The sequence below is a fragment of the Bradyrhizobium viridifuturi genome (assembly GCF_001238275.1).
Lineage (GTDB): Bacteria > Pseudomonadota > Alphaproteobacteria > Rhizobiales > Xanthobacteraceae > Bradyrhizobium > Bradyrhizobium viridifuturi.
This window is the reverse complement of the sequence record NZ_LGTB01000008.1, coordinates 188,288-202,722: the sequence shown is the minus strand read 5'-3', so window position 1 is coordinate 202,722 and position 14,435 is coordinate 188,288. Positions and strand designations below refer to the sequence as shown.

18 protein-coding genes and 1 pseudogene are annotated in these 14,435 nt (G+C 65.8%); 9 read left to right on the top strand and 10 right to left on the bottom strand.

The annotated features are described in order from the left end of the window. Positions 1–112 precede the first annotated feature (112 nt). Positions 113–832 carry an RraA family protein gene (locus tag ALC15_RS09880; RefSeq protein WP_021081846.1) on the top strand — a complete coding sequence of 240 codons (720 nt, stop codon included), beginning with the start codon at positions 113–115 and terminating at the stop codon, positions 830–832. Between the two features lie 61 nt (positions 833–893). Here the strand turns inward: ALC15_RS09880 and ALC15_RS09875 are convergent, their stop codons facing one another. Together ALC15_RS09875 and ALC15_RS09870 are read right to left on the bottom strand one after the other, a co-directional pair. Next, positions 894–1,514, bottom strand: coding sequence for a TerC family protein (locus ALC15_RS09875; RefSeq protein WP_050627066.1), 621 nt, complete (start codon positions 1,512–1,514; stop codon positions 894–896). A 271-nt stretch (positions 1,515–1,785) separates the two neighbouring features. After that, positions 1,786–2,130, bottom strand: coding sequence for a hypothetical protein (locus tag ALC15_RS09870; protein ID WP_094193790.1), 345 nt, complete (start codon positions 2,128–2,130; stop codon positions 1,786–1,788). A gap of 267 nt (positions 2,131–2,397) precedes the next feature. On the opposite strand from ALC15_RS09870, the gene ALC15_RS09865 reads away from it, so the two are divergent. After that, on the top strand, positions 2,398–3,225 hold the full coding sequence (locus tag ALC15_RS09865; protein WP_050627065.1) for an SDR family NAD(P)-dependent oxidoreductase: 828 nt from the start codon (positions 2,398–2,400) through the stop codon (positions 3,223–3,225). Here ALC15_RS09865 and pdxR read toward each other — a convergent pair. Continuing rightward, positions 3,203–4,645 (bottom strand): MocR-like pyridoxine biosynthesis transcription factor PdxR, encoded by a 1,443-nt coding sequence (gene pdxR, locus ALC15_RS09860; protein WP_050627064.1) that lies wholly within the window; start codon positions 4,643–4,645, stop codon positions 3,203–3,205. The two genes, ALC15_RS09865 and pdxR, sit on opposite strands and share 23 nt — an antisense overlap. A gap of 88 nt (positions 4,646–4,733) precedes the next feature. Between pdxR and ALC15_RS09855 the strand changes: the two genes are divergently transcribed. Continuing rightward, positions 4,734–5,153, top strand: coding sequence for a cupin domain-containing protein (locus ALC15_RS09855; RefSeq protein WP_050627063.1), 420 nt, complete (start codon positions 4,734–4,736; stop codon positions 5,151–5,153). Beyond that, positions 5,150–5,617, top strand: a complete 468-nt coding sequence (locus ALC15_RS09850) for a carboxymuconolactone decarboxylase family protein (protein ID WP_050627062.1) — start codon at positions 5,150–5,152, stop codon at positions 5,615–5,617. The genes ALC15_RS09855 and ALC15_RS09850 overlap by 4 nt, the downstream gene beginning before the upstream one ends. Positions 5,618–5,654: 37 nt before the next feature. Here ALC15_RS09850 and ALC15_RS09845 read toward each other — a convergent pair whose 3' ends face one another. From ALC15_RS09845 to ALC15_RS47545, 7 genes and pseudogenes are all read right to left on the bottom strand, one after another. Further along, on the bottom strand, positions 5,655–6,572 hold the full coding sequence (locus ALC15_RS09845; RefSeq protein ID WP_050627061.1) for a DMT family transporter: 918 nt from the start codon (positions 6,570–6,572) through the stop codon (positions 5,655–5,657). A 129-nt stretch (positions 6,573–6,701) separates the two neighbouring features. Next, positions 6,702–7,250, bottom strand: a complete 549-nt coding sequence (locus ALC15_RS09840) for a GrpB family protein (protein ID WP_050627088.1) — start codon at positions 7,248–7,250, stop codon at positions 6,702–6,704. A 56-nt stretch (positions 7,251–7,306) separates the two neighbouring features. Beyond that, the gene (locus tag ALC15_RS09835; RefSeq protein ID WP_050627060.1) at positions 7,307–7,903 is read right to left on the bottom strand and encodes a DUF2889 domain-containing protein; all 597 of its coding nucleotides are present in this window, start codon (positions 7,901–7,903) and stop codon (positions 7,307–7,309) included. A gap of 100 nt (positions 7,904–8,003) precedes the next feature. Next, positions 8,004–8,330, bottom strand: coding sequence for an AMP-binding enzyme (locus tag ALC15_RS47555; protein ID WP_244486011.1), 327 nt, complete (start codon positions 8,328–8,330; stop codon positions 8,004–8,006). A 171-nt stretch (positions 8,331–8,501) separates the two neighbouring features. Continuing rightward, positions 8,502–9,559 (bottom strand): annotated as a pseudogene (locus ALC15_RS09830) (AMP-binding protein); the annotation flags it as partial. Further along, complete coding sequence (locus tag ALC15_RS47550; RefSeq protein ID WP_347336282.1) at positions 9,489–9,947, bottom strand: TetR-type transcription factor C-terminal domain-containing protein; 459 nt, start codon at positions 9,945–9,947, stop codon at positions 9,489–9,491. The pseudogene ALC15_RS09830 and the gene ALC15_RS47550, both read right to left, overlap by 71 nt. Positions 9,948–9,967: 20 nt before the next feature. After that, positions 9,968–10,285: a TetR/AcrR family transcriptional regulator gene (locus ALC15_RS47545; RefSeq protein WP_347336281.1), complete on the bottom strand. Its 318-nt coding sequence runs from the start codon at positions 10,283–10,285 to the stop codon at positions 9,968–9,970. 110 nt (positions 10,286–10,395) lie between these two features. Here ALC15_RS47545 and ALC15_RS09820 point away from each other — a divergent pair, with 110 nt between their 5' ends. From ALC15_RS09820 to ALC15_RS09800, 5 genes are read left to right on the top strand one after another with little or no spacing between them, the layout of a single operon-like run. Beyond that, positions 10,396–11,580, top strand: a complete 1,185-nt coding sequence (locus tag ALC15_RS09820) for a lipid-transfer protein (protein ID WP_050627059.1) — start codon at positions 10,396–10,398, stop codon at positions 11,578–11,580. Positions 11,581–11,588: 8 nt separating this feature from the next. Then, positions 11,589–12,020 (top strand): MaoC family dehydratase N-terminal domain-containing protein, encoded by a 432-nt coding sequence (locus ALC15_RS09815; protein WP_050627058.1) that lies wholly within the window; start codon positions 11,589–11,591, stop codon positions 12,018–12,020. Continuing rightward, entirely contained in the window at positions 12,017–12,424 is a 408-nt protein-coding gene (locus ALC15_RS09810; protein WP_050627057.1) for a MaoC family dehydratase, read from the top strand. Before ALC15_RS09815 ends, ALC15_RS09810 begins: the two co-directional genes overlap by 4 nt. An 8-nt stretch (positions 12,425–12,432) precedes the next feature. Continuing rightward, the gene (locus ALC15_RS09805) at positions 12,433–13,260 is read left to right on the top strand and encodes an SDR family NAD(P)-dependent oxidoreductase (protein ID WP_050627056.1); all 828 of its coding nucleotides are present in this window, start codon (positions 12,433–12,435) and stop codon (positions 13,258–13,260) included. Positions 13,261–13,272: 12 nt separating this feature from the next. Further along, positions 13,273–14,418 carry an acyl-CoA dehydrogenase family protein gene (locus ALC15_RS09800; RefSeq protein WP_050627055.1) on the top strand — a complete coding sequence of 382 codons (1,146 nt, stop codon included), beginning with the start codon at positions 13,273–13,275 and terminating at the stop codon, positions 14,416–14,418. Positions 14,419–14,435 lie beyond the last annotated feature (17 nt).

Genomic DNA, 14,435 nt, shown 5'->3' with positions numbered 1-14,435 from the left:
ATGGAGCACTTCCCAAATATCAGCCATGAGCGTGCCTCGGTTGGGTTCGCCTCTGATCTCGGCTATAGGCTGGGACGGCCTCGCGAACGCCAATAATCAGGAGAGAAACGCCGTGACGACATCCGCTTCCGCCCCGCTTCCTGCCTCCGTCCTTGAAGCGTTGGCGCGCTATGACACGCCGACGATCTGCAACGCGATGGAGATCGTAGCGCCCGAGCGCCGTCTGATCGGCTACACCGTGAAGCCCCTGGTCTGCCCGTTCCCGACCTTGCCGCCGATCGTCGGCTACGCGCGCACGGTCGCGATCCGCTCGGTGCTGAAATCCGGCCTCTCGGCCGAGGAGCAGTCGAAGCGCCGCATCGACTATTACGAATATGTCGGCACCGGCTTCGGCCCGCGCATCTCGGTGATCCAGGACATCGACGGTCCGGACGTCGGCTACGGCGCGTTCTGGGGCGAAGTGCAAAGCGCCGTGCACAAGGCGCTCGGCTGCCTCGGCGTCATCACCGACGGTTCGATCCGCGACATCCCGCAATGGGCGCCGGGTTTCCAGGCGCTGGCCGGCTCGATCGGCCCGTCGCACGCCTGGGTGCACGCCGAAAGCTTCGGCGGCGAGGTCCGCGTCGCCGGCATGACGGTGCGCTCCGACGACCTGATCCATGCCGACAGCCACGGCGCGATCGTGATCCCCTATGACGTCGCGGCCAAGCTGCCGGAGGCCGCCGAGCTGTGCGGCCGCCGCGAGACCCCGATCCTCGACATCGCGCGCAGCAAGGACTTTTCGCTCGAGAAGCTGAAGGACGCGCTGAAGCGTTCGTCGGAAATCCACTGACACATTGCGCGTTTTCGATATACGGAGCGGCGGGCCGAAAAGGCCCGCCGCTTTGCTTTCGTCAGACCGGCGCGACCTTGGCGATCTCGTTGGCGCCGCGAATCGTCATGTCGACGGCGACATAGAGGATCACGGCGAGGCCGACATAGGCGATCCAGCGGTGGTTCTGTAACAGCCGCGCGATGAAGGTTGCGGCCGCGCCCATCATCGCGATCGAGAGCGCGAGGCCGAACACCAGCACGATCGGCTGCTCGCGCGCCGCGCCTGCAACCGCCAGCACGTTGTCGAGCGACATCGAGACGTCGGCAACGATGATCTGCGTCGTCGCCTGCCACAGCGTCTTGCGCTGGCCGTCCGCGCCGTCGGCGGCGTGTTCGGCAGTGGTCTCGTGCGCGCTGGCGCGCAGCTCCCGCCACATCTTCCAGCACACCCACAGCAAGAGGATGCCGCCGGCCAGAAGCAGGCCGACGATCTGCATCAATTGCGTGGTGAGAAGCGCGAACAGGATGCGCAGCAAGGTCGCGGCGCCGATGCCGATCAGGATCGCCTTGCCGCGTTGGTTCGCCGGCAGACCGGCCGCGGCAAGGCCGATCACGACGGCATTGTCGCCCGCCAGCACGAGGTCGATGACGACGACTTGCAGCAATGCGCTGAGCGCGTCGAGTGAGAATAGTTCGGACATGGATCATCCCCTTGAGGTCGGGGAGTGGACCGTTCGACGAAACCGGATGCTGCCGTCATCCGACGGCAAATCCGCCGCGACGGTGTCGCGTCGCGGGTCGAGGCAGGGCCACTCCAACTGAGTTCCAGTCCGACATCGCAGCTTGTGGCTGCCAGAGGGGCCCGGCCTGGGATTACGGTCGCCAAGGCGCGATGAGAAGCGTCATCGCACTTTAGCTTCTTATTTGAGCATGATCTGTTCGGAAAACCGCTTCACGCTTTTCCGGATCATGCTAGTCCGGACGCAGCGCTGCTTCTTCTTCGAAGAACAGCGCCGCCTGGTCCGGCTCGCCGAGGATCGCCGCTGCACACCCCATGAAGGTGAAGGCACCGGCAAAATCCCACAGCGTGAGATTCGCTACGCTTGCGCGCACGCGGATCACGCGCGCCGCAAGCGCGGCCATGGCTGCCTCAGCGAACAACACGAGGCTGAGCGCGGGCAGCACGAGTGCGGGCTCAACCAGACGAAGCGTCAGGATGATCGGCAGTGCGGTCAACGCTGCAAATAGCAGGAGCATGCCGAGCGGCTCCCGCGAGGGAGCCTTCAGCACGAACTTGCCTGGAATGGTCGAGGACATTCCAAATCCTTGCCGATCCAAATTCAATCGCTGTCTTATCGTTCGTCGCGACGATATCAGAATGTGCTTACCTTGACGCGCGGCGCGGCGCCGCGCGACCGCAGGCCGCGCGACAGATTGTGCACCTCGTGGCCGTGGCGAGGGTGGTGCGCGGGGCCATTTCGGCGCCGTTTTGGGGCTGATCGCGCCGCAGTCGCCATGGCAAACCCCGCTGCGGGGATTTATCTTTGCTGCAGCGCTGGGCGAACTGATCGAAAGGCAATTTCGATGAATATGGCAAGCAAGACGGTGCTGATCACCGGTTCCACCGACGGTGTCGGCCGCTACGTGGCGATGAAGCTGGCGTCCGCGGGCGCCCGGGTCCTGATCCACGGCCGCGATACCAAGCGGGCGCAGGTCCTCGCCGACGAGATCAAGCGGGTCAGTGGCCGCGAGCCGATGTTCTACCAGGCCGACCTGTCCTCGCTCGCCGATGTCCGCGAGTTCGCCCAACTGGTGCTCGACGACCAGGAGCGCCTCGATGTCTTCGTCAGCAATGCCGGCATCGGCTCGCAGAACGAGGGGCCGGCGCGGCAGACCAGCAAGGACGGCCATGAGCTGCGCTTTGCGGTCAACTATCTCGCCGGCTTCCTGCTCGCGCATCTGCTGCTGCCGCGGCTCAAGGCCAGCAGCCCGGCGCGCATCGTCAATGTCGCCTCACTCGGCCAGCATCCGATCGATTTCGCCGACGTGATGATCACCAGGAATTACAGCGGTGCACGGGCCTATGCGCAGAGCAAGCTGTCGCAGATCATGTTCACCATCGATCTCGCCGCGGAGCTGGAAGGCTCCGGCGTCACGGTCAACTCGCTGCACCCGGCGACCTATATGAACACCACGATGGTGCGCGCCAGCGGCGCGACGCCGATCTCGACCGTCGAGCAGGGTGGCGACGCCATCCTGCGCCTGGTTCAGGACGACGACGTCGCCGGCAAGAGCGGGCTGTTCTTCGACGGCAAGCGCGAAGCCCGCGCCCATGCGCAGGCCTATGACGCGGAGGCGCGCCAGCGGCTGCGGGCGCTGAGCCTTGCGCTCACCGGCTTGCGGGCTTCCTGACCCGGCGCGAGGCCGGCGTGCCTTGAGCGCGGATCACCTCGAACAGACGCTTGCAGGCAACCGGAACGCCGCGATCCGGCACCGTTGCAATGCCGAGCAGCAGGCCCGGCTGCGCGCGCTTCGGAGAGAGGTACCACGGCGAGAGCGGTGCAGGTGCCAAGCCGTGCGCCAGCGCCTGCCGTACGATCGCGACATCGGAGGTCCTGTCCGGCAGCGTCAGCATCACGGCGAGGCCGGCCACCCGCACGTCGTTGCTCCACGGCCGCAGCGCTGACGTCAGCGCATCGCGGCTGTCGCAATAGGCCCGCTTGGTGCGCCGGAGATGGCGGATGTAGTGGCCATCACGTATGAACTCCGCGGTCGAAAGCTGCACGGCCGGTCCGGGGGCCGGAACGAGGCAGGTCGCGACATCGGCGAACTGCGCGGCCAATGGCTCGGGCGCAACCAGGAAGCCGAGCCGCAGCGTCGGCGAGATGGTCTTGCTGAAGGAGCCGAGATGAATCACCCGGCCGGCGCGATCGAGCGAGGCGAGCGCGGGCGCGGCACGGCCATCGAGCTGCAACTCGCCGAGATAATCGTCTTCGATGATCCAGCCGCCGGTTTGCGCGGCCCAGTCGAGCAGCTGCGCGCGGCGCGTCGCCGACAATGGCGGGCCGAGCGGCGCCTGCTGTCCCGGGGTCACCACTGCGAGCGCCGCGTCAGGGGCGTGCCTCAGGCCATGTTCGACATCGATGCCGTCGCCGTCGACAGGGATCGGGACCAGCGTCAGCCGGGCAAGCTCGAGCCCCTTCCGGGTCAATGGAAATCCCGGCTCTTCCATCCACGCGCGGCGGCCATCGAGGCCGAGTACACGGAGCGCTAGGCCAAGTCCGCCGCTGAAGCCCGAGGTGATGACGATCTGCGCCGGTGAGCATTCGAGCCCGCGCGCGATCGCAAGATGCGCCGCGATCTCACGCCGCAGCTCGAGCTCGCCGCGCGGATCGCTGTAGCGGGTCACGGCGCTCAACTCCGCCCGCACGGCGCGGGCGCGGATTCGCGCCAGCAGCTTTGCGGGGAGGGTATCCTGCGCGGGGACGCCCATTCGGAAGTGCCCCTGACCGTTGAGGTCCTGAAACATCTCGGCGACCGGGCCGGGCGCGACCGGCGTGTCGGGCTTGGCGGCTTTTCGAGGCCGCTTCGCAACCGTCGTGCCATTCGCCTTCGACGACACGATGTGCTGCGCATCCGACAGCTTGTCGTAGGCTGCCCGCACCGTGCCGCGGGCGACGCCGAGCTGTGCGGCGAGGTCGAGCCACGACGGCAGCCGAGCGCCGGGCACCAGCACGCCATTGTCGATCGCAACCGCGATCGCCTTGCGGATCTGCTCCGAGAGCGGCGTCCGGGCCGAGCGGTCAAGGGCGATGGGAAGCGGATTTGGCATGGCCCGTGGTACACCAATTCAGTTCATTCTTGGTGCTTCTTTTCAGCCCCGCGCGCCCGCATCTATCGGACAGCAACGGAGGCACCAGATGAAGACCCTTTGGACGACGCTGATCGCCTGCGCCGCGCTTGCGACCCCGGCGATGGCACAATCGGTGACGCCGAAATTCGAGCAGGCGATCACGAACATTCCCGGCAAGTCGCTGGTCGCGGTCGAGGTCAATTTCGCGCCGGGCGAGACCTCGGCGCCGCACCATCACGCCAAGTCGGGCTTTCTCTATGTCTACGTCGTTCAGGGCGCGATCGAGAGCCAGCTCGGCGGCGAGGCAGCGCGCACCTATCGGGCCGGCGACAGCTTCTTCGAGCCGCCCGGCACGCATCATGTGCTCGCGCGAAACGTCAGCAGCACCGAGCCGGCGAAGCTGCTTGCCGTCTTCGTCGTCGACAGCAACGACAAGGCGCTCACGGTCTACGACAAGGCAGACCGAACGGAAGGACACAAGCAGTGAGCATGCGCATCGACTACGGCAAGGCCGCGCCCGCGGGCATCAAGGCGCTCGGCGGCGTCTATGGCTATCTCACGCAATGTGGACTTTCCGCGCAGCTGATCGAGCTGGTCTATCTGCGCATCTCGCAGATCAACGGCTGTGCCTATTGCCTCGACATGCACACGCGCTCGCTCTTGAAGATGGGCGTCAGGACCGAGAAGCTGGCGCTGCTCCAGGTCTGGCGCGAAGCGGAAGCGCTGTTCGACGCCGAGGAGCGCGCGGCGCTGGCCTGGGCCGAAACCGTCACCCGCGTGGCGGAGACCGCGATCCCGGACGACGACTATCAGGCCGCGCGGGCTGTGTTCAACGAGAAGCAGCTGGTCGACCTGACCATCGCGATCGGCCTGATGAACACCTACAACCGGATCGCGATCGGCTTCCGCAACCCGCCGCAGGCCGTAGCCGAGCATTCCGCCGCGGCTTGATCTTCCGGGCATCAGATCAGGACAATTGCAAGGCTGCCTAACTTTGCCGTTGCGCGAGGTAGAATCCAGCCAATACGGTTACCAAGCCGGCGGCCTGTAGCGTGGTTGGAGGCTCGCCGATCAGGAGCCATCCCAGCAGCAGGGTCAGCACCGGTACGGTCGCAGGAAAGACCGCTGCGCGGGCAACGCCGAGCTGCTGGATCGACAGTGCGAACAGATACATCGCCGCGGGGCCGGCGAGGATACCCTGGGCGACCGCCTGCAGCGCATTTTCGTTCAGGCCGATCGCCGCATCGCGCGCCAGTCCTCCCGAGCCGGCATAGAGTGGAAACAGCGAAAGCGACAACACGCTGATGACCGTGGCCACCGCGAACGCAGACACGCGCCAATAGCGCACCAGCGTCGCGAAGCCTGCGAACATCAGTCCGGTCGTCACGAAGATCAGATCGCCCATCACGGCGCTCGATCCCATGTGGCCGATCGACTCGCTGCCGATCACGGCAAGCCCGGCCACGATGGCCACAGCGCCGGCGACCCGGGAGAGTGAGATCGATTCCTTCAGCAGGACGACGGCAAGAAACAGTCCGCCCAGGGTGGCGCAGGAAGGCTGGATCACGCTGCCGTGCCCAAGCGGCACGAACATGAAGCCGGTATAGCTGATCAGCGACATCACCGGTCCGCCCAGCAGCATCAGCGCCATGCCGCGGCCCCATCCGATGCCGCAGAGATTCCCGAAGCCGGCGCGGAGCACGAGCGGGATGAAGGCGATGCCTGACCACAGGAATCGATGCATCAGAAGGTCCACGGGCGTGAACCCGACTTTCAGGCCGTGCCGGGTCGCCACGAAGCCGAGTGCCCAGCACAGCGCCGCGCCGAGGCCGCTTCCGACCCCGAGCAGTACGGCTTTCGTGTCCGGAGGGGCTGCGGCCTTGGCGCCGGCCGTATGTTCGCTCATGCCGGACGACTACGTGAGCGCGCGGCGCGGATCAACCCATTGCGATGCAGGGCAGCATGGCGCAGCGGCTGCTCGCGAAGACCCATGTCCGGCGATGATCGTGCACCCGTGCCGGGGACCGCTTGTGCTTCAATCTCGTACCGCTGCGTGCCAAGCCCGAGCTTTCGCCGTTGTCTCCTCGACGAACGCGGTCTTTCCGTTTCGATATGCCCCGATGTTGTCGTTTGACGAAGCGGCAAGCTCGCGCTTGATATCGGCGTAGGCGCGGGCTGCCTCGGGATGTGCGCGAAGATAGTCGCGAAACACCACCAGTGTCTCCCATCGCGGATGCGACGGCTCCATTATATGAACATGGTGGGTCCACGGACCTGGCGGCCCCTTGCGGAAGAACAACTCGCGGGGGAGCCATGACGCGTATTCCGGCACGTAGATATAGCCAAGCGCCTCGAGCGGAGTGATGCATTGCCGCCGGGCCTGTTCGAGGTTGGGGATGCCAACCAGCAGGTCGATGATCGGCTTCGAGGGAAGGCCCGGAACGGCCGTGCTGCCGATATGCTCGATCGCCAATGCGAACGCGCCGAGCGCCTGCTTGATCCGCCCGCACTCCTGCGCAAACAAGGCGGGCCAGTTGGGGTCATAGTCGGAGACGACGATCGACCCGGCACCGTACTTCTCCACGCTCACCTCCTGATCGTCCGTTACAGCCTATCACGTGGGCGGCGGCGGTGCATCACTCACGAACCCTGCTTCACTTCGACAGGCTGCTTCGCGAACTGCGGAAATGTCTCGGCGACGACCGGTCCATCCAGTCGCCACGAATAGCAGCCGCCGACGAAGAACGGCGGCTCGGTGACATCGCGCTGATGATCGAGCGCGCCACGGCCCTGCGGGTCCTTGCCGGAGGTCGCGGTCTGGAACAGCGTCGTCACCGCAGGACCCAACAACTCGGCGAGATGGGTGCAGGTCTCCAACTTGCCGATCTTGCGGCGGACCAGCTCGCGCCAGCCCTTGCCGATGCGTTCGCCGACCAGCCGCTGCAGGATACCCTCGACGTCGAGGCAGGACGGGTACGGCGTTGAGGCCATATTGGTGCCGGTCTCGCGGATCGTGAAACTGTCGTCGACCGCGAGCCGCAGCCTGATGTCGTGCACGGGATCGTCAGGTTGTTGCAGGCCGCGATGCCTGTCCTGTCGTGCATAGGGCTTGGTGTCGACCAGCCGCGCCTCGACCTCCCACAGCCCGTCGTCGCGGAGATAGCCGAGACATTCGACGGAGCGGCGGTGCATCAGGCGGCGGGGCTTGCCGTCGGCGTTGGTATCAGGTGCGGACATCGGAACTCGCTGGATTGAATCTGGATCGATCCAATCGGCCGCGTGATCCGATGTCAACGCTCATGGCGCGCGCAGCGCCATGCCCTGCGGGTCTCCGCCGTCAGCTCACCCGTCGCTCCCGGTTCTCCCAATATGGCTTGCGCAGTTCGCGCTTCAGGATCTTGCCGGCACCCGACAGCGGCAGCGCCGTCGCGGTGATGTCGACGCTGCGCGGGCATTTGTAGCCGGCGATCAGCGCCTTGCAGTGCTCCATCAACTCCTCGGGGGTGGCGCTGGCGCCGCTCTTCATCACCACCACGGCGTGGACCTGTTCGCCCCAGCGTTCGCTCGGAATGCCGATCACGGCGCATTGCGCCACCGACGGGTGCTGGGCGAGGGCGTTCTCGACCTCGGCCGAATAGACGTTCTCGCCGCCGGAGATGATCATGTCCTTGACGCGGTCGACCACGTAGACGAAGCCGTCGGCGTCCATATAGCCGCCATCGCCGGTGTGCATCCAGCCGTCGATCACGGCGCGCGCGGTTTCCTCCGGCCGCTCCCAATAGCCCATCATCACCATGTCGCCGCGCACCGCGATCTCGCCGACGGTGCCCGTTGGTACCACCTGATCGAGGGCGTCGACGATCTTCACTTCGGCACCCAGCGTCGCCCGGCCGGCGCCGCGATGCCGGCCCTTGGCGCGGCCGTCGCCGATATGCTCCTTCCAGTGCAGCAGCGTCGCGATCGGCGACAATTCGGTCATGCCGTAGGCTGGGTGAATTCGACATGCGGCAGCGCCTTCATCGCGCGCATCAGCACCGCGTCGCTGATCACGGAGGCGCCGTAGGCGATCCGCTTCAACGACGACAGGTCGTAATTGCCGAGCGTCGGATGATCGACGAACATCTGGATCATGGTCGGCACCAGCAGCACGTCGGTGACGCGCTCCTTCTGCACGGCAGCGGCGACGCCGTCGGGCGTGAAGCCCTGGATCACGACATTGGATCCGCCGGACAGCAGCACCGAATACATCGCCGCGCCGTTGGCGAGGTGGAACATCGGCGCTGCGTGCAGGTAGACCGTGCTGCTGGGCCACAGGCCTTCGCCGAGCGCATTGAGCGCGTTGGCCATCAGGTTGCCGTGGCTCAGCATCACGCCCTTGGAGCGGCCAGTGGTGCCGCCGGTGTAGAAGATGCCGGCGAGATCGTCGCGCGTGCGCATTGCATCCGGAACGGGTTCGCTGCGCGCGATCAGCGTCTCGTAGCTCTCCATGCCTTCAGGCGTTTCGCCCTCGTCGGCATAGACCAGCTTGGGACCGGGGATGGCGCCTGCCAGCGTCGTGCCGACCGCCGCGAATGCCTTGTCGACGAACAGGATCGTGGCGCGGCAGTCGCGCAGCGCGTCCTCGTTCTCGATCGGCGACCAGCGGATGTTGAGCGGCACGATCACGGCGCCGGCCCAGCCGACCGCCAGATAGAGCTCGAGATAGCGGTCGGAGTTCAGCGACAGGATCGCGACGCGGTCGCCATTGTCAGCTCCGAGGCCCCGAATGGCGGAAGCGAGGCGGGCGACCCGTTCGCCGACTTCGCGCCAGTTGCGGCGCCGTTCACCGCAGACGATCGCGAGCCCGTTTGGATTGACCTGCAGCGCGCGCCGCAGCCCGTGTGTGATGTTCACTCCTGTCCTCCCTTGGTGCGTTTCCCTTGCGAGGCGGTTTGTCCGCCTTCTCTGCAGCCGGAACGGCTGCTTTCTGCGTTATCTTGCGCGTTGCGGTCGTGGCGATCCCCTCGGTGAGGCGGATCGCGAATTCCTCGGCGACGGCGCGTCCGGTCATTTCGCCGCCGGGCTGGAACCAATGTCCGATCCAGTTCAGCGAGCCCGCGATCGCGAACGCCGCGAGCTTCGGGTCGCAGGGTTTCACCGAACCGTCCTCGACGCCATCGGCGATATAGTCGCGGAAGGCGCGGTCGATCCGCCGCTTGGCGGTCTGCACGATCTTGCGATTATCCTCGCTGAGATCGCGGAGGTCGAAGCGAACCAGGCTCTTGCCATAGTCCTCAGTCATCAGCTCGGCGTAGCGGACGATCAGCTTGCGCAGCTTGTCGAGTCCCGAGCGCCGGCGGCCGAGGTCTCGGCGATACAGTCGTCGACTAGCTCATTACCGATCGACCAGCATTCGTAGAGGATTTCGTCCTTGCCGCGGAAGTAATTGTAGAGCGCCGGCTTGGTGATGTTGAGCCGTCTGGCGACCTCGTTCAGCGTGGCGCCGTGGTAGCCCTGTTCCAGGAACAGAGCGACGGCCGTGCGCAGCACCGCCTCGCGCTTCTCGTCGCGGGCGCGGCGCCGGCTTTGGAAGGGCAGCCAGGGGGACTGGCTGGAGGAGGGGATGTGACCGTCGTCCATAGCTTGAAGCCGGTGTCCTGAAGCCGATGTCGCATTGACTCTGCGTGATGGCCCGTATATTACCCATGGGTAATAAATAGTCCAGTGGGTAATTTTCGGGAGGACACGCGATGACGTCACGCACCTACGTTGCCGGGGTCGGCATGATCCCGTTCGTCAAGCCCGGCGCCAACGCGCCGTATCACGTGATGGGCGCCGAGGCCGCGAAGCTCGCGCTTGCCGATGCCGGTCTCGATTACGGCAAGGTCCAGCAGGCCTATGTCGGCTATGTCTATGGCGATTCCACCTGCGGCCAGCGCGCGCTCTATCCGATCGGCATGACCGGCATCCCGATCGTCAACGTCAACAACAACTGTTCGACCGGATCGACCGCGCTGTTCCTGGCGCGACAGGCGATCGAGTCGGGCGCGGCCGATTGCGTGATGGCGCTCGGCTTCGAGCAGATGAAGCCCGGCGCGCTGGGCGCCGTGTTCACCGACCGCCCGAGCGCGTTCGACGATTTCGATGCCGCCGCCGACAAGTTGGTCGACGCGCCCGGCGTGCCGCTGGCGCTGCGTTATTTTGGCGGCGCCGGTCTCAGCCATATGAAGAAATACGGCACGCCGCTCTCGGCGTTCGCGAAAGTACGTGCCAAGGCGAGCCGCCATGCCAAGAACAATCCGCTGGCGCTGTTCCGCAAGGAGGTCACCGCCGACGATGTGATGAACGACCAGGTGATCTGGCCCGGCGTGATGACGCGGCTGATGGCATGCCCGCCGACCTGCGGCGGCGCCGCCGCGATCCTGGTCTCGGAGAAATTCGCCGATCAGCACGGCCTCAACAAGCAGGTGCGCATCGCGGCGCAGGCGATGACGACGGACACGCCGTCGACCTTCGGCGCCTCCGACATGATGCAGGTGGTCGGCTACGACATGGCGCGCGATGCCGCCAGCAAGGTCTATGAAGCGGCCGGCATCGGCCCCAGGGATCTCGACGTCGTCGAGCTGCATGACTGCTTCGCGCATAACGAGCTCATCACCTATGAGGGGCTCGGCCTGTGCGGCGTGGGCGAGGCCGCGAAGTTCATCGACGACGGCGACAACAGCTATGGCGGCAGGATCGTGACCAATCCGTCCGGCGGCCTGCTGTCGAAGGGCCATCCGCTCGGCGCCACCGGGCTTGCGCAGTGCTACGAGCTGACCCGGCAACTGCGCGGCACCGCGGCGGCGACGCAAGTGGAGGGCGCGCGGCTCGGCTTGCAGCACAATCTCGGTCTCGGCGGCGCCTGCGTCGTCACGCTCTACGAACGCGCCTGAGGCAGCCCATGGTCGATCAATCCGCTGTCGGGCGTGAATTCACGCCAGTGACCGCGCACGTCGAGCCGGGACGCCTGCGCTTCTTCCTCGATACGCTCGGCGAGGCCAACCCGGTCTACCGTGATGTGGCGGCGGCGCCGGTGCCGCCGACCTATCTGTTCTGCCTGGAGATGATGGACGCGACGGTCCCGTTCGAGTTCCTGACCGCGCTCGGCATCGATCTTGCCCGGGTGCTGCACGGCGAGCAGCGCTTCGACTATCACGCCCCTGTCGTGGTCGGCGACACCCTGACGTTCCAGCCGCGTGTCGCCAGCGTGACCGAGAAGAAGGGCGGAGCGATGACGCTGATCGTGGTCGATACGCCAGTCACCAACCAGAACGGCGTCCATGTCGCCGATGTCTCGCGCACCATCGTGGTGCGCAATGCGAGGCCGTCATGAGTGCTGGCGTTCCCTCGGTCGGCGATGTCATCGTCCACAAGGAGTTTCCGCCGATCACCCGGCATCGCCTGGCGCTGTATTGCGGCGCCTCTGGCGACCACAATCCGATCCATGTCGACATCGACTTCGCAAAGGCGGCCGGTTTCCCCGACGTGTTCGCACACGGCATGCTTGTGATGGGTTATCTCGGCCAGGCGCTGACCGATGCGGTCGCGCCGTCGCGGATCCGCTCGTTCTCGACCCGCTTTGCCGCGATCACCCAGCTCGGCGCGCAATTGACCTGCGAAGGCACGGTGACCGAGTTGATAGAACAGGGCGGTGAGCAGCGCGCAAAACTCGCGCTCACCACCAAGGACCAGAACGGCGAGATCAAGCTCGCCGGCGAAGCCATCATCGCGCTCTAGGAGAGACCATGTCGAAACTGCAAGGAAAGGTCGCGCTCGTCTCTGGCTCTGGCCGCGGCATCGGGCGGGCGATTGCGCTGAAGCTTGCGAGCGAGGGCGCGCGGGTCGTGGTCAATGACCTCGATGCCGAGCCGGGCAACGCCGTCGTCGCCGAGATCAAGGCGATAGGCGGCGACGCGATCGCGGTCAATGGCAGCGTGACCGAAGCCGGCTTTGCCGATCGTTTCGTAGGCAGCGCCATCGAACAGTTCGGCGGCCTCGACATCCTCGTCAACAATGCCGGCTACACCTGGGACTCGACGATCCAGAAAATGACCGACGAGCAGTTCCAGGCGATGCTCGACGTCCATCTGGTCGCCCCGTTCCGCATCATGCGCGCGGCGTCCGAGCCGATCCGGGTGATGGCGAAGAAGGAGGCCGAGGCCGGGCGCGAGGTGTTCCGCAAGGTGGTCAACATCTCCTCGATCGCGGGCCTCTACGGCAATGCCGGGCAGGCGAGCTATTCATCTGCAAAGGCGTCGCTGATCGGGCTGACGCGGACGATGTGCAAGGAGTGGGGCCGCTACAAGGTCAACGTCAATTGCGTCGCCTTCGGCCTGATCAACACCCGCCTGACCCAGCCGATCGAGACCCAGCAGAAGACCATCGATGTCGCCGGCCGCGACATCAAGGTCGGCGTGCAGCCGCAGATGCTGGAGGCGATGGGCCGGATGATCCCGCTCGGCCGCGGCGGCACCCCGGAAGAGGCCGCGGACGCGGTCTATCTGTTCTGCAGCCCGGAATCGAACTACATCAGCGGTCAGGTGATCGTCGCCGGCGGCGGTCTGCTGATTTGATGCGAGGATAGCATGCACTACCGATCGTCCTGGATGACCGAGGAGCTGGACACCTTCCGCGACCAGTTCCGCAAATTCCTCGCCAAGGACCTGGCGCCGCACGCCGAGACATGGCGCGCGCGGAAGCTGGTCGACCGCTCCGCCTGGCGCGCGCTCGGCGAGATGGGCGCGTTGCTGCCGAGCGTGCCCGAGGCCTATGGCGGCCTCGGCGCCACCTTCGCCTATGATGCCGCGGTGCTCGACGACCTCGAGAGCACGGTGCCGGAGCTGACCACCGGCGTCTCCGTGCACAGCGCGATCGTCGCGCATTACATCCTCAACTACGGCTCGGAGGAGCAGAAGCAGCGCTGGCTGCCGAAGATGGCCTCGGGCGAGATGGTTGGTGCCATCGCGATGACCGAGCCCGGCACCGGCTCCGACCTGCAGGCGGTCAAGACCACCGCGAAGAAGCAGGGCAATTCCTACGTCATCAACGGCCAGAAGACCTTCATCACCAACGGCCAGGCCGCCGACCTCGTGATCGTGGTGGCGCGCACCGGCGCGCCCGGCGCCAAGGGCATCTCGCTGATCGTGGTGGAGACCGCCGGCGCCGAGGGCTACCGCCGCGGCCGCAACCTCGACAAGATCGGCCTGCACGCCTCCGACACCTCTGAGCTGTTCTTCGACAATGTCACGGTGCCGCCGGAAAATCTGCTTGGCAACGAGGAGGGCAATGGCTTCGTCCAGCTGATGCAGCAATTGCCGCAGGAGCGGCTGTCGCTCGCGATCGGCGCGGTCGCCTCGATGGAGCGCGCGGTCAAGATCACCGCCGAATACACCAAGGAGCGCACCGCGTTCGGCAAGCCGCTGATCGAATTCCAGAACACGGCGTTCACGCTCGCCGAGCGCAAGACCGAGGCGATGATCGCGCGCGTGTTCGTCGACTGGTGCGTCGAGCGGCTGGTCGCCGGCGACCTCGACACCGTGACGGCCTCGATGGCGAAATGGTGGTGCTCGCAGAAGCAGGTCGAGACCGCGGACGAATGCCTGCAGCTGCATGGTGGCTACGGCTACATGCAGGAATATCCGATCTCGCGGATGTTCATCGATTCGCGCATCCAGAAGATCTATGGCGGCACCAATGAGATCATGAAGGTGTTGATCGCGCGCTCGCTGTAGGCGGGCGCGCGATCTCG